At 40.7% G+C, this 23,074-nt stretch carries 16 protein-coding genes and 1 riboswitch; of the genes, 6 read left to right on the top strand and 10 right to left on the bottom strand.

Going from position 1 to position 23,074, the window contains the following annotated elements; all coding sequences use genetic code 11:
• Positions 1–34: 34 nt before the first annotated feature.
• From cydC to JG30_RS07935, 5 genes are all read right to left on the bottom strand, one after another.
• Positions 35–1,765 carry a thiol reductant ABC exporter subunit CydC gene (gene cydC / locus JG30_RS07955; RefSeq protein WP_046317930.1) on the bottom strand — a complete coding sequence of 577 codons (1,731 nt, stop codon included), beginning with the start codon at positions 1,763–1,765 and terminating at the stop codon, positions 35–37.
• Positions 1,765–3,495 carry a thiol reductant ABC exporter subunit CydD gene (cydD, locus tag JG30_RS07950; protein WP_046317929.1) on the bottom strand — a complete coding sequence of 577 codons (1,731 nt, stop codon included), beginning with the start codon at positions 3,493–3,495 and terminating at the stop codon, positions 1,765–1,767. The genes cydC and cydD overlap by 1 nt, the downstream gene beginning before the upstream one ends.
• Positions 3,492–4,511, bottom strand: coding sequence for a cytochrome d ubiquinol oxidase subunit II (gene cydB / locus JG30_RS07945; RefSeq protein ID WP_046317924.1), 1,020 nt, complete (start codon positions 4,509–4,511; stop codon positions 3,492–3,494). Before cydB ends, cydD begins: the two co-directional genes overlap by 4 nt.
• Positions 4,511–5,977, bottom strand: a complete 1,467-nt coding sequence (locus JG30_RS07940; protein ID WP_046317920.1) for a cytochrome ubiquinol oxidase subunit I — start codon at positions 5,975–5,977, stop codon at positions 4,511–4,513. Before JG30_RS07940 ends, cydB begins: the two co-directional genes overlap by 1 nt.
• 255 nt (positions 5,978–6,232) lie before the next feature.
• Positions 6,233–7,360, bottom strand: coding sequence for a hypothetical protein (locus JG30_RS07935; RefSeq protein ID WP_046317917.1), 1,128 nt, complete (start codon positions 7,358–7,360; stop codon positions 6,233–6,235).
• Between the two features lie 187 nt (positions 7,361–7,547).
• Between JG30_RS07935 and proC the strand changes: the two genes are divergently transcribed.
• On the top strand, positions 7,548–8,318 hold the full coding sequence (gene proC, locus JG30_RS07930; RefSeq protein ID WP_046317915.1) for a pyrroline-5-carboxylate reductase: 771 nt from the start codon (positions 7,548–7,550) through the stop codon (positions 8,316–8,318).
• Between the two features lie 67 nt (positions 8,319–8,385).
• On the opposite strand, the gene JG30_RS07925 is transcribed toward proC, so the two are convergent.
• The 4 genes from JG30_RS07925 to JG30_RS07910 form a co-directional block, all read right to left on the bottom strand.
• Positions 8,386–10,719, bottom strand: coding sequence for an ABC transporter ATP-binding protein/permease (locus tag JG30_RS07925; RefSeq protein WP_046317913.1), 2,334 nt, complete (start codon positions 10,717–10,719; stop codon positions 8,386–8,388).
• A gap of 286 nt (positions 10,720–11,005) precedes the next feature.
• Positions 11,006–11,869 (bottom strand): NAD(P)-dependent oxidoreductase, encoded by an 864-nt coding sequence (locus tag JG30_RS07920; protein ID WP_046317911.1) that lies wholly within the window; start codon positions 11,867–11,869, stop codon positions 11,006–11,008.
• Between the two features lie 3 nt (positions 11,870–11,872).
• Positions 11,873–13,102: an MFS transporter gene (locus tag JG30_RS07915; protein WP_046317909.1), complete on the bottom strand. Its 1,230-nt coding sequence runs from the start codon at positions 13,100–13,102 to the stop codon at positions 11,873–11,875.
• Positions 13,103–13,151: 49 nt separating this feature from the next.
• Positions 13,152–13,847 (bottom strand): Bax inhibitor-1/YccA family protein, encoded by a 696-nt coding sequence (locus tag JG30_RS07910; RefSeq protein ID WP_046317908.1) that lies wholly within the window; start codon positions 13,845–13,847, stop codon positions 13,152–13,154.
• 602 nt (positions 13,848–14,449) lie between these two features.
• Here JG30_RS07910 and JG30_RS07905 point away from each other — a divergent pair.
• The 3 genes from JG30_RS07905 (at position 14,450) to JG30_RS07895 (ending at position 18,206) form a co-directional block, all read left to right on the top strand.
• On the top strand, positions 14,450–15,682 hold the full coding sequence (locus tag JG30_RS07905) for a D-alanyl-D-alanine carboxypeptidase family protein (RefSeq protein WP_046317906.1): 1,233 nt from the start codon (positions 14,450–14,452) through the stop codon (positions 15,680–15,682).
• Between the two features lie 293 nt (positions 15,683–15,975).
• Positions 15,976–17,469, top strand: coding sequence for an amino acid ABC transporter substrate-binding protein/permease (locus JG30_RS07900; RefSeq protein ID WP_046317904.1), 1,494 nt, complete (start codon positions 15,976–15,978; stop codon positions 17,467–17,469).
• Complete coding sequence (locus tag JG30_RS07895; RefSeq protein ID WP_046317902.1) at positions 17,466–18,206, top strand: amino acid ABC transporter ATP-binding protein; 741 nt, start codon at positions 17,466–17,468, stop codon at positions 18,204–18,206. The genes JG30_RS07900 and JG30_RS07895 overlap by 4 nt, the downstream gene beginning before the upstream one ends.
• A gap of 374 nt (positions 18,207–18,580) precedes the next feature.
• Here the strand turns inward: JG30_RS07895 and JG30_RS07885 are convergent, their stop codons facing one another.
• The gene (locus tag JG30_RS07885; protein WP_046317898.1) at positions 18,581–20,014 is read right to left on the bottom strand and encodes an amino acid permease; all 1,434 of its coding nucleotides are present in this window, start codon (positions 20,012–20,014) and stop codon (positions 18,581–18,583) included.
• Positions 20,015–20,096: 82 nt separating this feature from the next.
• Positions 20,097–20,276: riboswitch (Lysine riboswitch) on the bottom strand.
• Positions 20,277–20,472: 196 nt separating this feature from the next.
• On the opposite strand from JG30_RS07885, the gene JG30_RS07880 reads away from it, so the two are divergent.
• Positions 20,473–21,066 carry an ECF transporter S component gene (locus JG30_RS07880; RefSeq protein WP_046317896.1) on the top strand — a complete coding sequence of 198 codons (594 nt, stop codon included), beginning with the start codon at positions 20,473–20,475 and terminating at the stop codon, positions 21,064–21,066.
• A gap of 28 nt (positions 21,067–21,094) precedes the next feature.
• The gene (locus tag JG30_RS07875; RefSeq protein WP_046317893.1) at positions 21,095–23,059 is read left to right on the top strand and encodes a cation:proton antiporter; all 1,965 of its coding nucleotides are present in this window, start codon (positions 21,095–21,097) and stop codon (positions 23,057–23,059) included.
• Positions 23,060–23,074: the final 15 nt, after the last annotated feature.

The raw sequence follows: 23,074 nt of genomic DNA, 5'->3' as shown, positions 1-23,074 counted from the left end.
CACAAGACCAAAGCAAGAAGCATACTGGCTGCAATTAATGGATAATGCCTTGGTCCATGCGATAAAGTTCTTGGAAATGGGCGTTAGTTTGATAAAGGTGCTGAGGATTTCCTGCCATTTCAATTTGGCCCTGATTCCAAAAAATCACTTGATCTACATGATTAATGCCTTGTAAATGATGAGTGACCCAAATGATCGTTTTATCTTGTAAGACCGTAAAAATCGTTTGTAATAAATCATGTTCGGTAATGGGATCTAACCCCACCGTTGGTTCATCCAAGAGCACGATCGGGGCATCTTGCAATAAAATACGCGCTAGGGATAATCGCTGTTGTTCGCCGCCTGAAAAACGCGCCCCCGCTTCTTGGACAGAAGTATCATAACCTTGGGGCAAAGATTCTACCAAATCCTGCATTTTAACTGCAGCAATGGCATCACGGACTTGTTGATCACTTTTATTTTCGTTACCTAAGCGCACATTATTCAAAATTGAAGTATTGAATAAAAACGGTTGTTGATTCAAAAAAGCAAACAACTGCTGCCGGTTATTTTGTAAAGCGCGCACATTGATCTGATTGACCAATACTGCGCCCTTTTGCGGGGCTAGGTCGCCATTAATTAATTGCAGTAAAGTAGTTTTGCCGCTGCCGCTAGGTCCAATTAAAGCTAATTTTTCGCCGCGTTGAATGGTTTGATTAAAATTGCGAACCAAAACGGGGGTGGTTGCGTCATATTCAAATTGTAAATTTTGAATAGTTAAGGTTTGAAAATCAGCTGGCGCCAACTGCTGCTGGGGAGGTAATTTTTGGGGCGTAGGATGTAATTGGTTCAACCGTTTCACGGAATCGCGATACATGGGATATTCTTCGAAACCTTGGCTAATCGGGATAATGGTTTCGTCTACCGGGGCAATGGCCAAAACAAAAGCAGCCACATAATTGGCCTGGGCCTGAGTACTAGTAAAGTGGAGATTGGTAAAAACAATCAACACCAGAAAAATAACCCCTAAGACCAGTTGTAAATAAAAATCACGTTGCCAACCAAATTTTTTGCTGATCAATTTCGAAGCATTGAGTTGATTAATGGTCGTTTGGGTCGTTTTTTGAAAATCGGCTTTTCGACCGGATAATACCCAATCATTGGCCCCTAAGATATTATCCGTTAATTCGGTATATAATTGGTCCTTTAACGTTTTTTGCCGTTCTCTTCGGGCAGCTTCAATGCTGGTAGATAATAAGGGAGCCCATAAAACTTCAATGAGTAAAAGCAAAAGAATGAATAACCCAAACCACCAATCAAAATAGCCGATACCGATGGTAATGATAACTACTAGTAAGATGCCAACAACTGTCGGAAAAACAGTTCGCAAATAGAGATTTTGTAAATGATCGATGTCTTCAGACAATAAACCTAAAATATTGCCACTTTGATATTTTTCACTAAAAAAGGCGGCATCCTGTTCCACAGTTTGATATAAACGGGTTCTTAAATTCGAGGTCACCCGCAAAACCCAATTATGACTACGGAGCCGTTCAATATATTTAAAAGTGGGACGGCCGATCCCAAAAGCCCGTGTCAATAAAATCGCCGGATAAATCATTAAAATGTTATACGGACGAGTGGCAGATTTATCAATGGTATAACCCGAAGTAAACATTAAAGCGCCACCACAAAAAGTAGTTAAAACGCCTAAAAATAATACGGTAGCTAAAAGGAACTTATATTGTTTCAGATAGGGCTTAACCCAGGTATCATGTTTCCACATTAATTTACACCTCGCATATGCGACGTTAATTCAAAAAATGGCCCGTGCTGTTTTTGGAGTAATTGCTTGACAGGTCCTTGTTCAGCAATTTTGCCATTATCTAATACGAGGACATAATCCATTTGTTCTAACCAATGTAAACGATGGGTCGCAAATAACACTAAATGATGTTTAAATAATTGCATCATAGTTTTTTTCAAAGCATATTCGGTTTCAATATCTAAATGGGCCGTGGGTTCATCAAAGATTAAAATATGCCGTTGTTGCACTAGAAAAGCCCGCGCCAGCATAATCCGTTGCGCTTGCCCCCCGGAAATACCCCGACCAGCCTCGCCGACTCGAGTTTGTAATCCTTGTGGCAAGGTGGCAATAAATTTTGCTAAGCCTGCTTGCTCCGTGGCTTGTTGGACTTCTTCGTTCGAAGCCGTCGGTTGATAGAAACGAATATTGTTAGCAATCGTATCACTAAATAAATAGGGTTTTTGGGGCAAATAAGTAAATTGTTGTTGCCACTGGTCTTGAGCCAAATGAGGCAGTTGGTGACCATTGAGTTGAATATTGCCGGTTTGGGGGATGACAAATCCACTCAAAGCTTCTAACAGGGTCGATTTGCCCGCGCCTGATTGTCCAATGATGGCGACCCGTTCATAACCTTGCAGTGTTAAATTCAGATCTTTTAAATTGACTTGATCCGTTGTGTTATCGTATTGAAAGTTCAGATGTTGAATTGTGAGGCGGCTTTGTTCATTCCAAGTAAAAGCTGGCAGTAACGTTCGATCGGTAACCGTCGGAATAGTAAGGATGTCTAGGGTTTGCTGAAATGCATTCTTGCCGTTCAAAGTGGCATGATAATCACTAGCGAAATCACGTAAAGGCAAAAAATACTCCGGTGCTAAAATAAGCGTCACTAAAGCCGGATACAACGGCAGTGTGCCATTCATTAAAGCCAGCCCTAAAAAGACCGCCAGAATAGCAATGGACAGTGTAGTAAACCAATCTAAAGCAAAAGTCGATAAAATCGCAATTCGCAGCGTGCTTAAGGTTTTTTTACGGTAATTTTCGCTCACCTGGTAGATGTTATGAGTGTATTCTTTACTCAAGCCCAGCATTTTTAAGGTGGTTAACCCCCGCAAAGCATCTAAAAAATGATTCGATAAAACTACATATTCCGCATATTGCGAACTGGCTTTATCTTTCGCAGCGTATCCTAAAATAATCATGAATAAAATGATAATCGGAAAAACTAAAACTAACACAATTCCGGAAGTCAAATTTTGCCAAAAAATGTAAACCAACAAAATCCACGGAATAATCATCATATTCATAAATTTGGACAAAATTAAATTAAAATAATTATTTACCTCATCCATCCCATCTAAGGCATTGGTGACGATATTGCCCGAGCCCTTTTGCGCAATCATGGCAGCTCCGGTTGTATACACTTGAGCTAGGAGTTTTTGGCGCAAGTCTTCGGTGGTTTTAGTGGCATAGCGATCCAGGAGACGATTTTTGATCCAAGTTAACCCATGACGTCCCAAAAAAGCGAGAAAAAAAGCACCTGCCAACCAACCTAATTGTGATAGGCCTTTGCGCTGCCAAGACAGTACGAGAACTTTGGCTAAGAAAATAGCTTGGAATAAGATCATAAATGCTTGCAAGACTGTTAGTCCTGCAAGCATTTTAAAGAGCGGTTTAATCCCCGGCAATTTAAATAAACGTTTATCAATCATCGGGATTCGGCTACTTTCTTACTCGAAGGAATGCGTTTTGCAAAAATAATATAAGACCAAATGAAATAAATTAAAACAATTGGTAACAGAACGCAAACTACAATTGTCATAATGGATAACGCTGTAGGCGAAGAAGAAGCATTTTTAATTAAAATACTATGAGCCGGATTAGTAGCAATCATGACCCGTGGGAATAAGCCATTAAAAATGAGAATCACCACAAAGGCTAGCGATAAACCACTACCCACCAAGCTCAGCGCTTCGTGATCTTGATAAACGCCCCAAGCTCCTAATAACGACATGAGGACAATTAACAAGGTAATAATGGCGCTGGAAACCGGTTTGTTTGTAAAGAAATCAGTTTGGAAAATAACCAGTAAAGCAAAAACAACTTCACCGACAAATAACAAAGGATATAAATAACGATTTAATTTACGGGCCCGATCACGTAAAACACCACTTGTCGTTAAACGGGTGTAATTAAGTCCATGAATAAGGGACATTAACACACCGGCAATACCGCCGACCAAAGATAACCAGTTAATAATATCAAAGAAATGCAACCGTGCATCCCCGTTAGCGTCAATCGGAACTCCTTGAATCATGCTAAAGAAAATGATACATAACATTAAAGGAGCTAACAAACTCCCAAAAACAAAGAAGTTATACCAAATATGCCGGCCCCGGCTGGTTTCGGCATGGTTCGCAAATTCAAAAGACACTCCACGTAAAATTAATCCTGTTAAGACCAACATGAATAAAATGTAGTATCCCGAAAACAAACTGGCGTACCACATGGGAAAAGAAGCAAACATAGCTCCTCCGGCGGTCACCAGCCAAGTTTCGTTCACGACCCAGTGCGGTCCAATAATATCTAACATTGTATTTTTTTCTGAATCTGTCCGAGCGATTAGTCCCGAGGCCATGCCCACTCCAAAATCAAAGCCTTCTAAGAAGAAAAAGCCCACAAAAAGTATACAAATTAGTAAAAACCAAACAAATTGTAAAGCGGACATTAGCTGAACGCCTCCTTTGCGAATGGGTCAGAAGTTACAGGTGATTTAGCAGTCGCAGTCGGACCACCAATCGCATCCAAGCCCTTGTGCAAGGTTTGTCGTGCATAATAAATCATGACACCGCCTAAAGTGGTGAATAAGACTAAATATAATAAATTACTGAAAATTAATTGACCAACAGTTGTAGTTGGGGAAACGGCGTCAGCAATCGTATATAGACCATAAACGATCCATGGATACCGCCCTAATTCTGTAATCAACCAACCGCAAGTATTGGCAATAAATGGGATCCAGACACTCAGACCAATTAAGTACATCAGCCACTTTTGCCGTGCCAGCGTATCTTTTTTTGGCCGTGACCAGAAAAGTCCTAAGGCCGCAATTAAGAATAATAAAACCCCAAAGCCAGCCATAAATCGGAAACTCCAGAACAGAGTCGTTGTGGGTACATAGTAGTTTTTAATATTTCGAATACTTTTACTTTTATTATGATTAAATTTTTGCTTCAATTCTTGATTGACCGTATTCATACCTTTAACGGCCCCCGTAGGTTGATGGTAAGTCAAAAGGCTCAATAAATACGGAACAGAGATTTCATTTTTTACTTGATGATTTTTGGTATCAAAAGTGGCAACAATCTTCCAAGAAGCCGGAGAACTAGTGTCTTTATATTCACCTTCAGTTGCGGCAAACTTCATAGGTTGATCTTTAATAATTTGTTGTGTTTGGAAATCACCTGCAATTATCACTCCAAAAGCTGCCACAAGACCGATCCATAAACCAAAACGTAAAGATTTTTTGAAAAAGATTTCATCTTTTTGCTTGCGTAATAAAGCCCAAGCGCTCATGCCGGCAATAACAAATGCCGCGGTCACAAAAGCCCCTAAAATGACATGGGGAAAGACCCGCCACAGTTGAGGATTGCCGACAATTTGACCAAAATTGGTCATTTCTGCTCGGTGAGTGTGGCCATTGATCGTAAAGCCGGTAGGATGCTGCATAAAACTATTAGCGGCCAAAATCCAAATGGCAGATAACATGGTGCCAATGCTGGTGAGCCAAATGAATAAGGCGTGGATTCCCGGTTTGAAACGATCCCAAGTGAACATCCAAACGCCTACAAAAGTTGATTCTAAGAAGAAGGCTAAAAGAGCTTCAATAGCCAACGGGGCTCCAAAAATATCACCCATAAAACGAGAATAATTTGACCAATTCATGCCGAATTGAAATTCCTGAATTAAACCGGTGACGATTCCCACGGCAAAACTTAAGAGGAAAATTTTACCCCAAAATTGTGCCATCTTTTTGTATATTTCTTCTTTGCGAATTGCGTAAACCGTTTCCAAGATAGCAACTACAAACCCCATTCCAATGGAAAACGGCACAAAGAAGAAATGAAAAACAGTTGTGATGGCAAACTGTAGTCGTGCCAATGACAGTACCGATATCCCGAGACTGTACAACATCCTGTTCACACTCCTTGCTAAAAACTACTATTCATCATTATAATACTCTAATTTGTGCATTATTTACACTAATTTAATAAAAAAGAAGCGACAACTTTTTCAAGTAGTCGCTTCTCGGAGGAGTAAGGATGTGAATACAATTTATATATATAATCAATCTCACAATTGACTATGATTTTATAGTAATGAAAAAATGTGACAAAATTGTGAAGAAACCATGTTTTTTAATTATTAATACTTCAGCCAAATCACTTGTTAATAAGGCGGGCGCTGCTTAGTTTTAAAGCGCCGTTTTCTGTTATTGGTATTGTTAGCCGAATAATCGGGCGCAGGATTGGATTGATAATTAGCATTGCCGGCCCTATTGGGTTGCGGTGACTGCGGCGTAACAGTTTGGTTTTGCGGTGGTTGCGGTTGTCTGCGCTGTGAGGGCTGAGGATTTGTGGTTTTTGGTTGGGCCGTTGGTTGATTGTTAAAATTATTAGCAGATGAATTGTATGGTTGTGCCTGTGGGTTCGAATTAGCATTGGAATTAGTTACAGGACGATAATTATTAGTAGGCGGTATGGAAGTTGGCGCGGGATTGACTGCAGAGTTGGCCGAGTTGTTAGGTAAGGGAGCATTATTAGCGGTTGGTCCGGAAGTAGGAGATTGAACATTAGTTTGTGGTTGTGCGTTCAAAGGGGCCTGCTTATTATTATAATTCAAATTAGCGTTGGGATTATTCACAGGTGGATTCGGTTGATTCCATTGCTGATTAGATCCAGGTTGCGGTGATTGTGCTGGAGGTTGATTATAGTAATTGTTATTGTTAGTGGGATTCGGTGCAAAATTATTGGCTGGTCCGGCATAGTTGGCAGGATTAGGATTAACATTAGGCTGTTGCTTGTTAGTGGGTGCTGCCGGATTCGCATTAGGGATAAATTGTTCCGGTTGTTGGTAATTATTACCAGTATTTTGCATACCTTGATTATTATTGTCATAATAACTGTTACTATAAGCATTACCATACTTATCAACCGTGGGTTCTAAGAAATATTTAGTAACGACTCCGGCAATTAAGAGCATCAAACCAACTACTATGCCCGCCCAAGACCAAATCATAATACCGGGAAAACGTAGAGCATTAAAAATGCCCATTGCGCCTCCTAAAATCAAAATAATAAAACTGATAATGTAGGGCACTATACTCTCATTGGAATTACAAATGATATAAATAATGCCTGCAATGATAAAAGCTAAAGCTACGAGCACGCTGGTAGTACTACCAAGATCGGCATATCCCATCAGTGCTTGGATAAAACTGTCGAATTTATACTGTAACATGACGACGACCGCCATGATTATTAAAACAATACCGCTAATTAATTTTGTAATTTTCATAAAAAGGAGACCTCCTGCATGACCACTATACCAAATTCTGCGGTGGGACTAAAGCGTGTCGAATTATTATCTGGATTAGGTATACAGAATTATTTTACCGCAATTACTAAAGACAAGCTATAATAACAAACAGAATGATTCTAATTCCAGGTTATTAATTATATTGAATAATTAAGGAGAAAAAATTATGAAAATTGGTTTTATCGGTGCCGGCCGCATTGCACAAGCGTTGATTAAAGGTTGGCTACAGGCAGGAATTGCCCGCACTGATATCTATGTGCAACAAACACAACATCAAACGGCTCAAAAATTGGCTGCGGCCCAAGATTTAACTTTAGTACAACATTCTGTTGACTTGGGTGCTTGTGATGTAGTTATCGTGGCAGTTCCAGGGTCAGCGTTAGAACATGTAGTAGCACAATTAGGTCAAACTTATCATGGATTAATAGTCTCTACATCAGGGGGTGACTTACAGACCATCAATGCCCAATTACCAAAAGATACCCGCTTTATCAAAGTAGTGCCGAATACGCCGGTGCAGATTAACCAAGGTATTAGTATTTTAAGCTTTGCTCCCGATGAATCGGCTAAGAATCAAGAACTGCTTGTTCAATTATTCCAACAATTGGGACAAGTTTATGTGGTGCCCGAAGCGTTGCTCAGTATTTATGGTACTGTAGCAGGTTGTACACCCGCATTTGTAGCAGTGTTGATGGAAGCCTTGGCAGATGTGGCTGTCCAATATGGGATTTCACGTACCCAAGCACAAGCAATCACTAATCAAATGCTCAAAGGCACCGCGATGTTAGCTCAGTCCCAAAGGGTTCAACCTAGCGTTTTAAAAGATGAAGTCGCTACTCCAGGCGGATCAACCATTCGCGGTGTTGTTCAATTGGAAAAAGCTGGTTTTCGCAGTGCACTCATTCAGGCGGTCACAGCTGCCAATCAAGCAGATTAGGATGAACAATCAAACATTAAAAAACCTCTCGCCAGTTCATACTGGGGGAGGTTTTTTATGAGTGGATTTAATCTGTTCTTAAAGCCTTGGCGGCATCTTTTTTCGAAGCCATCCGAGCCGGAATATGTCCTCCCAGAACTGTCAAAACCGTACTGATAATGACTAACCAAATGGCATGGACGGGATTTAATTGGGCCACATTGGTCAAATCAGTCATACCTTTGAGAAGAACATTGATCGGAAAAGTTAACAACCAGGCAATGACAATTCCTAAGATGCCGGAGCCGGCTCCTAAAATGGTCGTTTCTGCATCGAACACACGAGTAATATCTTTTTTACGCGCCCCGAGCGCTTTCAAGACCCCAATTTCTTTAGTTCTTTCAATCACGGAAGTATAGGTAATAATGGCAATCATGATCATGGAAGTAACTAACGAAATGGCGGCAAAGCCTACCAACACATAGGTAATAGCATTCATTAAGCCGCCGGTAATGTTAGTAATATTGCCGGCTAGATCATTATAAATAATTTTATCAGCTTTCTTTTTACCGCGATTATATTGATCTAAATAATGTGTAATGTGATCTTTTTTATTAAAACTTTTAGGATAAATTTGAATGGCACTCGGCATTTTTTCAGCGCCTAAAGTAGCCAAGAACATTTCTTTTTGAGTAGCAGTTAATTGACCGTTCGTTAACACGTTATCATTACTAGCTCGTTGGGCACGAACAATAGCCGAGTGGCGATTAGTCTGCATGACTTGTTTGGTTAACTGATCCGAATAAGCGATGCCGCCTGCCAATAAACCATCAGAATTTTTGTTAGCGGTGCGTAAGATACCTACAATTTTTAAAGTTTGAGTATGGGGTGCTTGAGCCATTTGTTGGTAGTTACGTTGGGGCATAAAATTGCCATTAGGCAACTGCGTGTAGTAATCATCATTAGCTACTACCTTAATCGCAGTTTGAAGTAGCTTAGGAGCGTCTAGAACTTCTTTATTATGAAATTGAAAACCGAGATTTTTCAAAGCATCTAAATTAATCCCGTTTTGTTTATTAGCAATTAAGACAATTTCACTAGCTTTACGTGGGTAACGACCGGCCAGCACCCGATAATTTTTACGTAAGAAGGATGAATGACCATCACGCTTAACCGGATATACACTGCCGCCCACGCCGGTACTAGCCGCCATTAAATTTTGGGAATTATTAATATTATCGCTATTTGAAACGGCAAATGAAACCGGACGATACTTTCCATTCACAGAACGAATTAAGTTAAAGCCTGTAGCATAGGTATAAGCAATATTAGCAGCATCACTACTTTTGATTTTTTTCAGGTAACGTAAATATTTGGCATTGAGGTGATTTTGATGTTGCGCCGCGTTGACAGGCACCACATGAGCTTTAATTTGATGACCTTTAGCAAAATTTTGCTTACTGTGACTATTTTCTTCTTGTAATTGTTGCGGATCGGAAGTTACTTTGGAAATAGAAATGGGAAACTGCGCCAAAGTTTCAGTTTGGGTCGCATCAATTTGTTTTTGAAAACCATTCGAAAGCGCTAGAACCACGCCAATACTAATAATGCCAATACTGGAAGCCAACATGGTGAGAAAAGTACGCCCTTTTTTAGTTTTGATATTAGTAAAAGATAACTTTAAAGCTGTGCCAAAACCCATTTTAGTGCGGCGGGGATGGAAGTTTTCCGGGGGTAAAGCTTCTTCATCCGGATTAGAATCAGCTGTAATTTGCCCATCCGAAAATTTAATAATCCGGTCGGCATATTGTTCAGCCAGCTGCGGATTATGGGTCACCATAATAACTAAGCGATCTTGAGCGACTTTTTTAATCAGTTCCATAATTTCTTGGCTGGTTTGGGTGTCTAAAGCTCCAGTAGGTTCGTCTGCTAATAAAATTTGCGGATCATTGGCTAGCGCCCGAGCAATGGCCACACGTTGTAGCTGACCACCTGATAGCTGGTTGGGTTTTTTGTGGATGTGATCTTTTAAACCCACTTGCGTCAAAGCTTCCTGCGCACGCTTTTTTTTAGTAGCTGCGTCCACACCGCTTAAAGTCATACCCAAGGTTACATTATCTAAAATATTTAAATGACTGATAATGTTATAGTCTTGGAAAATAAACCCCACGGTATTATTGCGGTAAGCATCCCAATCTTGTTCCTGAAAATTTTTAGTTGCTTTACCATTGATAATGAGATCACCAGAATCATAATGGTCCAAGCCACCGATAATATTCAGTAACGTCGTTTTGCCGGAACCGGATGTCCCCAGAATCGCGACAAATTCGCGATCGCGAAAATTAACGCTCACATCATCCAGTGCTTTAGTGACCGTGTCGCCTGTTTGATAATATTTTTTTAAGTGTTGTAAGCTCAGCATATGCTATTTCTCCGCTTTATTTTTTCTTATCATAGCAGATTAGTTCCGGGAAAAGAACTGATTTAAAGAATTATTGTGGCCGGATTTAAACCTGTGATAACTAATTACAAGAAGCTAGATCGCGCTGAAAAAAGCAGTAATCTGTACAAAAAGCCAAGGTTTTCTCTTTCAAGTCCAATAATGTAAGCGGCAGCGCTATTAAAAAGGTCTGAAACAATTAATTCCCAAGAATTAATCATTCCAGACACTGCCAAAAGCGATGCGAATGGATTAAACAATTATTAAGTTAATCCCACCACAGTTTAATGAGAGCCTGGGTTCCTAAATCACCAAGGTGTTTTTGATCAACTAATTTTTCATAAAGGTCTTTGGCTTGTTGAGTAGCGGGCAAATCTAAATGCATCTCGGCTGCGGTATCTAAAGCAATGCGAAGATCTTTGAGAAAATGTTTACTATAAAAACCCGGTTGAAAGTCCTCTTTCAAAATACGCGGTCCGTAATTCGACAGACTCCAATTAGCAGCACTGCCGCCACCGACAGTTTCTAATACTTTGTTTAAGTCTAACCCTGCGGCTTTTGCGTACACGAGCATTTCCGACATGCCGGTCATTGTACCCGCAATCATAATTTGGTTAGCCATTTTAGTATTTTGACCGGCTCCAGGACCACCAAAGAGATTAACTTGGGACCCAATAGCTTGAAAGATGGGTTGTAACTGGTCAAATGTTGTTTGCTGACCACCCACCATGATCGTTAAAGTACCATTTTTAGCGCCCACATCACCGCCAGAAACAGGCGCATCTAAGACTTGGGCTCCGGCTGCTTGACCGGTGGCGGCAATTTTTTGAGCCAGGGTCGGCTTGGAAGTAGTCATATCTACGAGAATTTTACCTTGGACCTGGGCTTTAAAAATACCGTTTTCTTGGAAATAAACTTGTTCAACATCTTGCGGGAAGCCTAACATCGTAAAAATTATCTCGGCTTGTTCTGTGACGGCTTGGGGCGTGGCACACCAAGTTGCACCCAAAGCCACTAAATTGTCCGTTTTGGATTTGGTTCGATTGTAAACCCATAATTGATGGTGCGCTTTCAATAAGTTCTGGGCAATCGCGTTACCCATTACGCCCGTTCCAATAAAGCCAATTTTCATATCCTATACCTCCTCAATCTTTTCATTCGGCAAAGTTGCCCGCTTTTGTAAATTCGTGACAATTAATAACATCATAATCATACCACTAATTAAGGCGGTTAAAATAAAAGTCCCACTTAAATTATTTGTAGTAAACCAAGCCGTGACATACTTAAAAAACCAAGCCGAAAAGGCAAAACCTAAACTGGTTAAGGCAGAAAAACTACCCATAACAATAGGATACGTAGTGGCTGCTGTTAAATTAGACAACAAAAAGGGCACTGTAATTAAAATAATTGCGCCGCCAGTCCCGATCAAAAAGGCACCAATCGCACTCGCCACAAAAGTGTGGATTTTGATAAATAAACTAGCACCAATTAAAATGGAGCCAAAGCCCCCGGCAAGAAGGTAGTTGTGCAAAGTACGCCGGAAAAAACTGATAAAAACGCCAGTCACAATGGAAGCCGCCCGGACGAAAACTAATGCTTGACCGGCAGTGCTGGGACCCCCGATATGGTAGGTATGCAAATAAATAGCCATTTTATTAGATAAAACCGCCACTAACATTTCCACGATCATCGCGATCAACAATAAACTAATAATTAAGCCCCACCGATTTTTAGTAGGTTGTGCCTCCGAAGTGGTGGTAGTGGCTGTATCTTTGGGATGTAAATTAGGAACAAAGAATAACGCTAAGATCCATGCTACAAGTGTAATACCATAGATATAGTAATTATCTTGCCAACTAATATTCGCTAAAAAACCGCCTAAAACAATCCAAACCATGGCAAAGCCGTCTTCCAGCGCTACATTCCAGCCGAATTGTTTAGACCGGCGCTCACCTTGATAAGTGGCCGCAGAAAGGCTGGGTAAGACAGTTGTAATCACCCCACTACCTAAGCCGACGATTAAAGCAAAAAAGAGCAGCTGGGCGATGCTTTGATGAATGAATATTGGAAGTAACCCGCCTGCCGCTAACAGACTGAGGCCAATTAAAGCAGCGTGTTTATAAGTGATTTTGGTCAAGATAAAGCCAAAAATAAACGAGGCAATCATTGAAGCAACGTCACCAATGGAAGCGATGGATTCCACCTGCGTCACATCTGCCTGCGGAAAAGTTTGTTGAATTTTGACAATGGAAGGCGCCATAACCGAATCAAGGCGGGTAACCATTGTTAAGCCCAAAATACCAATCAAAGTAGAATTAATCTTTGTTTTTTGCAAAAAGAAACGCTCCTTTAAAATTTTAGTCAAAAAAAAACTCCTCAAACTCGAGGAGTAACCAGAAATACCGTTGGTTTAGTTAATTGTCATTGCCAAAAATTGCTAAGATGCTCGTTAACATGTTGATGAAGTCTAAGACTAAATTGACGGAAGCCACTAACGCAATAGCACCTAAACTACTGCTTGGCACAGTTTGATAGATGCGTTTAAGACTTTGGGAATCCAGTGCAATATAACCCATAAATAAAATAATCGTCACAACACTAATTAACAATTGTCCCAGGGAACTTTTGAATAACAACAGATTTAATAAGGAAACCACAATAACGGCAATCAAGCCCACAGTAAGAGTTCGATTCCATGACATTAAATTAGTTTTAGTTAAATAGCCGTAGCCTGCCATTACAATGAAAGTTACCGAAGAAATAGCTAAAGCCCGCATGATCGCAGTTGCGGAATAAGCAAAAAAGAGTGGCACTCCAATAAAGGACAGGGCAAATAAAAAGGCTAAATAACAGACAAAAGTTAAGAAATAAGAACGCTGTGCCATGGCCTGACAAAGATAAATGAGCATTACCGGAACGATGAGCATCACCATAAAGGATAAGAAGCCGTGCCGAGCTGTCCATTGTAAAATAGGGAAAACAAAAGCTTGATTTTTGGATAAAGCAAAGGCGGACAGCATCCAAAAGGTGATTCCTAAACCAGTATATAAATAAACCAGCGAAGCAAATTTAGCGAATCCACTAGTTTGGGTTTTTTCCATTGATTGCATTTAACCACCTCCTATTAATTACTACTACTCTACAAGAAAAAATCATGAAAAGCAACTCCCATTAATTGCCTGTGCCAAGCCACCTTGTGGTCCCCCTTGGAATATTTCCGGGGAAATATTAACCTATTATCTCCAGACTAGCCAATGAGATGCCGATATTGTAGATTCCAATGAAAATATTAAGGTCACGATCCCACCCGCTGGGTCGACAAAAACTGTTACAGTTTTTGTCAATGTTTTTTGCTAATTGCTTGCCGATTGCAAATGGCCCCATATGACACTAACGGTCCCTGGGGTACGGCAGGGGTAGACGCTCGATCGATAAGTACTATTAAGTCTGAATATTTGTAAAAAGATATTTGAACCAGCCTCCGGAACAGACTAACTTGCAAATGGCAGCAAAGTCCATTATGGTTTGAGACAAAAATGTTTTTAAATTCTAGAGAAAAATTTTAGATTTGAAACTTGGGAATTGTTGTGAAGATAGGTGGGGCTCATTTTGGATGGATAGTAGATAAAAGCCCTTATCAAATGAAATTTAACTGGTAATCTATGTAGGCAAAACTTCAAAAATACACTGAAGGTAGGAAAAATTTAAAATCATGGCTAAACAAATAAAGCAGGGGTTAATTGTACTCATCGCGTTTTTGGTATTGAATCAGACAGCGACTAATGCTGCACAAGCGGCCCTTTTTCAGCCCCAAGTGCCAGCGGCGGCAGCTATTCTAGTAGATCAACAAACTGGTCAGGTGGTGGCACAAAAAAATTCACGACAGCGCTTGCCGATTGCTTCTATTTCTAAATTACTGGTTATTTATTTAATCGAACAAAAAATAGCTCGCCAGCAACTGAAACCACAACAGACTGTTACCATTACACCCAAGATTGCAGCACTGAGTCAAGATCATAGTGTGGCCAATGTTTCACTAAGTACCCAGCAAAAATATACCATTCGGCAGCTGGAAACCGCGGCTTTATTGCCTTCCTCTAATTCGGCAGCCATGGCGTTAGCCCAAGTATTGGCGGGCTCGCAAGAAAAGTTCTGCCGTCAAGCAGAACAGTTGTTGCAGCGCTGGGGGATATCGCGCACGCACTGGTATACAGCTTCCGGCCTGCGCGGTGCTACATCGGTACCAGCCCGTAAGGGGAAATTTATTCAAGAAAACTGTTTATCGGCGCGGGAAGTAGCCATCGTGGCGCAGCATTTATTGCAAGATTACCCCAAAATCTTGCACATTACTCAACAAACCCAAGCAGCCTTTCCCCAGCCCAACGGCCATTTTGGAGTCATTAACAATACTAATAGTTTATTACAAACTTCCGCGTATCATTTTCAAGGATTGAAAACGGGCACGACGGCGGTGGATGGTCAGAATTTTGTCGGGGTGACGCGTCTAAAAGGTCGACCGGTCATTACCGTAGTGTTAAATGCACCTGCAGAACAGCAATTTAAAGCCACCACGGCGCTCTTAAATCAAGCAACCCGGAAAACGCAATTAGTAAATCTGCGTCCTCAGCAGTCAATTTATGTAGCTAATGCGCAGACCACTAATAATCGGATTTTAGTGCGCAGTCAAAAAAAAGTCACTTTATTTTTCAGACCAAATGATAAGTCCACCATTAACAGTAAAATGCATTTTGTGACGCCGGTCTTACAAGCACCGTTAGCTAAAAATAAGGTGGTCAGTCAGCAAACCATCCGCTTACAAAATCCTATTTACAATGATTACCTCACGACCACGCCGCAAATTCGTTACCAAACTGTTTATTCCGTTAAGCGGGCGACGTGGTATCAAAAACTGTCTCAGCAATTACAGCACTGGTTTAAACTCTAAGCTGCTGTTTGCACTGGTAAATAAGCCAGTTAAAGTCTCAGTTATCACGAGAACGGCCGAAATTTATTGACGAATGAAAACAAGTTACATCGGCAAAGACAATCACTGCAGAATGAGGATTATTTTAAAATTGGTCTAGGTCTTTTTTGTGATAGCGATTCCTGCTTTAGTTTTGTATTATATGAAGGTTTATTGATAGATATTAAGAATTTTAATTTTTCAATTAATCTGAATTGTATAGTTAAAAAGATTATGGTAAATTAAAAGGTATTAATATTAGCAGGAATTATTTAATGAATAGTTATCCATTGCTGCTAATAAGGCTGAGGAGGGTTAATACATTGTCTGTGAAAAAGAAGTGGCTTATTTATGTATGTTTGTGGGTGTTGGTATGGCTGGGACTGCCTTTGCATCCAGCACAAGCGCAGAAAACATATCAGATTGGGACCGATGTCACCTATCCACCATTTGAATTTGCCAATGAACAAAATCAATATGTTGGTATTGATATCGATATTTTAAAGGCTATCGCTAAAGATCAACATTTCCGGGTCAATATTAAACCCTTAGGTTTTAATGCCGCCGTGCAGTCTTTAGAAGCCGGACAGATTGATGGAGTGATTGCCGGCATGACCATTACTCCGGAACGGAAACAAAAGTTTCATTTTGGTGATCCCTATTTTAAAACGGGCGTTATTATGGCCGTGAGTCAAAAGAGCAAAATTAAGGGCTTTTCCCAATTACGCCATCAGCGAGTGGCGCTCAAGACGGGAACTGCTGCCGCTACTTATGCTAATAGTATTAAAGCAAAGTATGGTTTTAAAACGGTAACTTTTGATGATTCCAATAATATGTATCAAGATGTAGTAACCGGTAATTCAGTAGCCTGCTTTGAAGATCAACCTGTGATGCAGTACGCTATTAAACACAAAACACCCTTGAAGATAGTAACCGCACCTGCTAATAAAGGGCAGTATGGCTTTGCGGTACAAAAAGGACGGAATGCCGATCTGATTGCAAAATTTAATGTCGGTTTAAAGCATATTAAAGCCAATGGTACTTATCAAAAAATTGTAGCGAAATATTTAGGTGCCCAAGCCAATAAAACTCAAACTGGTAAATCTAACCTGGAAGATCGCAGTTTTTGGGGGTTGCTGAAGCAAAATCAAACCGCTTTGTTAAATGGTTTAGGCGAAACAGTCTGGTTAACAGTGGCCGCCATCTTTTTTGCTACCATTTTTGGACTGATCTTTGGTCTGCTCGGAGTAGTACCTAATAAATTCTGTCAAGGACTCTCGACTACGGTGATTTACATTTTTCGGGGGCTGCCGTTATTAGTTTTGGCGTTATTTATTTATACCGGCATTCCGAGTTTGACCGGTCAAAAAATTCCCGCCTTTCTCGCTGGGATTATTACGCTGACTTTGAATGAAGGTGCTTATATCGCCGCGTTTGTCAAAGGCGGCATTGATGCCGTAGATCCGGGACAAATGGAAGCAGCTCGCAGTCTCGGATTGCCGTTTGGTAAAGCGATGCGACGGGTTATTTTACCGCAAGGTATTCGGATTATGGTACCGTCGTTTATCAATCAATTTATTATTACCTTAAAGGATACTTCGATTCTATCTGTTATCGGATTGCTTGAACTGACACAAACCGGTAAGATTATTATTGCCCGTAATTTGGAAGGTTTTAAAGTTTGGACAATCATTGCCGTAATTTACTTGATCATTATTACTTTACTAACATGGCTTTCAAATTGGGTACAAAGGAGAACAAACGCATGACAGAAGTAAAAGTGCAAGTAACTAACTTAATCAAAAACTTTGGTAATAACCAAGTTTTAAAAGATATTAATGTGACTGTACAAGCTAACGAAGTCGTCGTGATCATCGGCCCCTCCGGCTCTGGTAAAAGTACTTTTTTGCGAACTTTAAATCGCTTAGAAACACCAACTTCCGGTTCGATTGTTATCGATGGGGTGGATATTGCCGAACCGCACGCTAACTTGAATCAAGTGCGGGAAAATATTGGTATGGTATTTCAGCATTTTAATTTATTTAAAAATCTCAGTGTGGCGCAAAATATTATGCTGGCTCCCCAAGAATTACAAAACAAGTCCACTGAACAAGCCCAAGAGCAAGCGCAACATTTATTGACGACAGTGGGCTTAGCCGATAAGTTGAATGCCTCAGTGCAATCGTTATCTGGAGGACAGCAGCAACGAGTGGCCATTGCCCGTGCTTTGGCCATGAATCCGGACATTATGCTATTTGATGAACCGACCTCAGCTTTAGATCCTGAGATGGTGGGGGATGTCTTGGCGGTTATGAAAAAGTTGGCCCAACAAGGCATGACCATGATTGTAGTGACTCATGAAATGGGTTTTGCCAAAGAAGTAGCTGATCGGGTTTTGTTCTTTGATCAAGGGCAGATTTTAGAAGAAGGGACTCCGACAGCGATTTTTGATCATCCCCAAAATCCCCGCTTACAAGAATTTTTAGACAAAGTGTTAAATGTTTAAAAAATCTCCCGCTCTTGCGCCCACTAGTGCACTGCCGGCGGTGAATGAGCAGTAGTTTTGGATAGCCATGGCAATTTGAAGATAATTACAGTTATTACCAATTATTGGCCATATCAGTTTCATCTCAAGCAGCGGCTTTATAACCGCTGCTTTAACATCTCCAGCGCTCAAAAACCACGGTTTAGACCAAGAACAATTTCGGCGCCCAGTTCATTGGAAAAGAAGAGGTTGGCAAATGGCGCCCAGATAAAAAATAATGAACCAGTGTATTACGACCATAAATAAAAGAACAAAATCAAACGACTGCTGACAAGGCAACAGTCGAAGCCAGCAAAAAACTGCCGTATTAAACGACAGTTGGACTGGTGTTAACATTAGCGTTCGGGAGAGACATCCACTTCTTCTAAAGGAATGATTTTCGTGTGATGTTTCCATTTATAACCTAAATATAAAATTAAAACTAATGGAATCCCGATGTAAGTTACACCGATTTGTTGCCAATCCCAGTGGATAAAAGCGTCGATATTTTGACCGCCAATGACAACCAGACATAAGATTAAGGCAATAATCGGTCCTAACGGAAATAATTTGGCATGATATTTTAATTCACTGAGTTGATGCCCTTGCTTGATAAAAGCACGGCGAAAACGAAAATGGCTCAAGGCAATCCCGATCCAAGCAATAAAACCAGTCAAACCGGAAGCGGCCACTAACCACATATAAATTTTTTGCCCAAAAATACTGGTGGCAAAAGTCGCCAACGAAACCAAAATAGTCGCCAGAAGAGCAACAAAAGGAATGCCGTGGCGGGTCGTTTGCCCGAAAATACGGGGTGCATAATGGTCTTGGGCTAAAGAATACAGCATTCTAGTCGAAGCGTAAGCTCCGGAATTGGCTGAAGATAAAACAGCTGTTAAAACGACAGCGTTCATTAAACTGGCCGCAAACGCCAAGCCGGCCCGTTTAAAAACTAAAGTAAAAGGCGACACTGCAATATTACCATTAGCGGCTCGTAGTAAATTAGGACTAGTATAGGGAATTAAGGCAGCAATCACAAAAATTGATAGAATATAAAACAATAAAATCCGCCAAAACACATCATTGATAGCTTTGGGAACAGCTTTTTCCGGATTTTCCGATTCCCCGGCAGTGACCCCAATCAATTCTGTACCTTGAAAAGAAAAGCCGGCAATTAAAAAGACATTAATGATCGCTGGGATGCCACCCACAAAGGGAGCCTTTTTATAAGTAAAATTCCGCAGACCCACCGCCGGGCCATTGAGAATCCCGACAATCATTGCTAACCCAATAATTAAAAAGATAATTACGGTTACTACTTTAATAATCGACAGCCAATACTCGGTTTCACCAAATGCCGAAACACTAAAAGCATTAATTGTGAAGATTAAAATTAAAATAATGAGACTCCAGATCCAACCAGGAGTTTGAGGGAGCCAATATTGAATTAATAAGGCGGCTGTCGAAATATCAATAGCTACGGTAATCGCCCAATTAAACCAATAATTCCAACCCATAGCAAAACCTAACGCTGGATCGACGTAACGGGCATTATAGGCTGCAAAAGAGCCTGAAATGGGTAAATTGGTTGCAAGCTCCCCTAAACTGGTCATTAAAAAATAAACCATGAGTCCCATCGCAATATAAGCAACTAATCCGCCCCCGGGTCCGGCTTTGGCAATGATCGAACCGGAAGTCATAAACAGACCAGTGCCAATACAGCCACCTAAGGCAATCATAGTGACATGGCGGGTTTTGAGTTTACGTTGCACCTGATTATTTTTAGCCACGAAAAAATCCTCCTTAAATTTAAGAAGGACCCTAAAAACGATTTTTGTGATTTAGTGGAAGTAAAATAGACTTTTTGCCACAATCGTCGATAGCGCCCCGCAACTGTCAAGTTGCGACAGTACTAGACTTGTTCAATCTAGTCCCAATTGTTTAAACCAATTCATTTAAACAATTTCGGCTTAAGTTCCTTTAATCAAGGGTCAGCGTCCGAATTGGAACTCACCTTAACGACTCATAACTTAAGCAACCTCTTCTTAGATTATGTTTTTATTCTAAGGTAAATTAAGCGAATGTCAATAGTGAAAGCACGCGGGTCAAGGAATTACATCGACATCGATCCCGAAAATTTGGTAAAATTATTTTATACATTGATTGCGTGATCGTAAATATCTTACTACCACCTTAACGTTTAGGATATGTCCAGTGGTAGACAGACTTTTATTTGAGGAGATTGTCGATGCAACCAACGCGGGCTTACCGATTAACGATTCGAGCCATTTTTATTGCGCTTATTATCATTCAATCGGTCACACCATTTTTAGGTTTTATCCCCTTAGGTATTATTAATTTGACCATTGTTCATCTAACCGTCATTGTGGCGGCCTTAGTCTTAGGTCCGCAGGACGGAGCAGTAATGGGTTTGATTTGGGGCTTAGGCACTTTGATTCGTGCCTATATCGCACCACGTACACCTTTGGAACCGCTGATTTTTACCAATCCGGTAATTGCGATTTTACCGCGCATTCTGGTGGGTTACGGCGCTGGTTGGAGTTATCGGTGGTTCAAAACCAAATTACGCTCTGCAACCGTGGCCATGGCAACAGCCGCCGCCGTAGGCTCCATAATTAATACCAGTTTGGTTTTATTACTCATGCGCTGGTTATCCGCAGGCGCTTTGGCGAGCTTTTATCAAGTGCGGGCCACGAGCTTAAATCATATTTTAATGGGAGTGGTCGCAACTAATGGAATTCCAGAATTAATTGTCGCTCTGGTGGTAGTGCCATTAGTAGTTCAAGCTATTTTCAAAGCCAATCAATTTTTAACTCATTAATCATGCCAACAGGAGGGTCTAAGTATTCATGGAATTGTTTTTGAACATTCTTTTATTAATTGCCGCTACTATTACGGCCAATATTATTTATGCCTTATTTTCCCAAATACCCTTGGCTTTTTATCAGATTGCTTTAGGCTTCCTCCTTTCCTGGTTACCGCAATTTAATAATTTCACTTTGAATCCCGAGTTATTCTTTTTGTTAATTATTGCGCCCCTTATGTTTAATGAAGGCCAAAATACCAGTTATTTAAGTCTGCGGAAAAATATGAAGTCAATTTTTTCCTTGGCAATTGTCCTGGCTATTTTGACCATTGTGATTGTCGGTTGGTTTTTAAATTGGGTTTGGTCAGCGTTACCCTTGGCCTTGGCTTTTTGTTTGGCAGCGATCATTACACCAACCGATGCAGTGGCGGTGTCGTCCATTACGGCGAATTTTGAAGTGCCGCCTAAAGTTATGGAAACATTGGAAACTGAATCCTTGTTTAACGATGCTTCGGGTCTAGTTGCTTTAAATTTAGCTTTAGCAGCCTTTTCCACGGGTAAATTTTCTGTGATTTCCAGTTCCGAAAATTTTCTCGTGGTTTTTGTTGGTGGCGTCGTTGTCGGTTTGATTTTGGGAATTGTTTTGGTCGTGGTCCAAACTTTTTTTCAGCGGCATTTATTTGATGCAGCCGCGATTACGTTGCCCTTTAATGTGATGGCGCCGTTTTTAGTGTATTTAGTAGCTGAAGAATGCCATTTATCGGGAATTTTGGCAGTGGTCGCAGCCGGCATTGTGCATGGTATTTATAAAAAAAGATTACGCCTGACCTCAACAACTAATCAGGTAGTGTTAACTACCACGTGGGATATTTTATCCAGTTTGTTAAACGGCTTTGTCTTTGTTTTATTAGGAGTCACTTTGCCGCGGAATATGATTGATTTAGCTCAGGCCAGCAGTTTGCATTTTTCAGTATTGTTATGGTCTGCCGTCGCGTTATATATCATTATGATATTACTGCGTTTTGTTTGGGCCTGGGGGCGGATGGTGAAACTCCCAGCTGCCAATGCGACAGAACGGTGGCGTAATAGTTGGGTACTATCCTTGAGTGGGGTCCATGGAACAATTACTTTAGCAATGGCTTTTTCGTTGCCATTAGTCGTACGGCAGCATTTGTTACCCTTTCGAACGGATTTGATTTTTGTCGCGGAAACCGTGATTGTTTTAAGTTTATTAGTGCCAACTTTTTTACTACCCCACTTGTTGGATCGCCAAAAAGATGCCTTTACAATTCATGAATTTAATCGGGTGCTCACACAAATGGTAGATTATGCGATTAATAAATTACGTTCCAATGATCACCAAAATTCAGTAGCCTTAAACCATGTGATTACTTTATTAAATACTCAACGTGGTCACCACGAACATGCTAATCTGCGCAAAGTGGCGCATCTATTTCAAAGAACACAAAGTTTAGAAGTCGCCATTATTAATGATTATGCCCTTAATAATCAAGTCAGCCGGGAAAATGCCCGCCGGTATAATTTTAAACAATTGGCGAATTTACGGCGGGTCATAGCTAATCCTTGGCTCCGGTTCAAACTCTGGTGGCGGGTGATTCGGTTAATTTTTTCTAAAAAACGAAAAATTGTCTGGGCCCAACGGCAACAACAACAGCAGCCACCCAATGCAGATTATACACAAGATGCGCAGCGCATGGAAAATTGGGGGTATCATGCCGTGATGAAATATTTACGGCGGATTCGCACGAAAGCTAACCGCTCGGAAATTCATGTGGTCCGGCAATATTATGAATTACGGCATCATCGAATTCAACAATCCGTCACAGAGGATGAAAATGAACGTGAATTATTAATTGAAGCTTTTCAATATGAATACTATTTTGTGCAACACGCCGTGCAAACGGAGCGGATGTCCCCGGAGCTGGTCAGTGCTTTAAATGAAAAAATTTCTACCGATCAGTTTGTATATATGACGTCGGATGATTAACCCGCAACACGGTAG

This window comes from Bombilactobacillus mellifer, assembly GCF_000970795.1.
GTDB classification, from domain to species: domain Bacteria; phylum Bacillota; class Bacilli; order Lactobacillales; family Lactobacillaceae; genus Bombilactobacillus; species Bombilactobacillus mellifer.
The sequence above is the reverse complement of the archived record's forward strand: the minus strand, read 5'-3'. Positions and strand labels throughout refer to the sequence as shown.

Bases quoted from the DNA above. Each gene is read 5' to 3' on its own strand.
- cydC (WP_046317930.1), bottom strand. From the start codon at position 1,765: ATGTGGAAACATGATACCTGGGTTAAGCCCTATCTGAAACAATATAAG.
- cydD (WP_046317929.1), bottom strand. From the start codon at position 3,495: ATGATTGATAAACGTTTATTTAAATTGCCGGGGATTAAACCGCTCTTT.
- cydB (WP_046317924.1), bottom strand. From the start codon at position 4,511: ATGTCCGCTTTACAATTTGTTTGGTTTTTACTAATTTGTATACTTTTT.
- JG30_RS07940 (WP_046317920.1), bottom strand. From the start codon at position 5,977: ATGTTGTACAGTCTCGGGATATCGGTACTGTCATTGGCACGACTACAG.
- JG30_RS07935 (WP_046317917.1), bottom strand. From the start codon at position 7,360: ATGAAAATTACAAAATTAATTAGCGGTATTGTTTTAATAATCATGGCG.
- proC (WP_046317915.1), top strand. From the start codon at position 7,548: ATGAAAATTGGTTTTATCGGTGCCGGCCGCATTGCACAAGCGTTGATT.
- JG30_RS07925 (WP_046317913.1), bottom strand. From the start codon at position 10,719: ATGCTGAGCTTACAACACTTAAAAAAATATTATCAAACAGGCGACACG.
- JG30_RS07920 (WP_046317911.1), bottom strand. From the start codon at position 11,869: ATGAAAATTGGCTTTATTGGAACGGGCGTAATGGGTAACGCGATTGCC.
- JG30_RS07910 (WP_046317908.1), bottom strand. From the start codon at position 13,847: ATGCAATCAATGGAAAAAACCCAAACTAGTGGATTCGCTAAATTTGCT.
- JG30_RS07905 (WP_046317906.1), top strand. From the start codon at position 14,450: ATGGCTAAACAAATAAAGCAGGGGTTAATTGTACTCATCGCGTTTTTG.
- JG30_RS07900 (WP_046317904.1), top strand. From the start codon at position 15,976: ATGAATAGTTATCCATTGCTGCTAATAAGGCTGAGGAGGGTTAATACA.
- JG30_RS07895 (WP_046317902.1), top strand. From the start codon at position 17,466: ATGACAGAAGTAAAAGTGCAAGTAACTAACTTAATCAAAAACTTTGGT.
- JG30_RS07880 (WP_046317896.1), top strand. From the start codon at position 20,473: ATGCAACCAACGCGGGCTTACCGATTAACGATTCGAGCCATTTTTATT.
- JG30_RS07875 (WP_046317893.1), top strand. From the start codon at position 21,095: ATGGAATTGTTTTTGAACATTCTTTTATTAATTGCCGCTACTATTACG.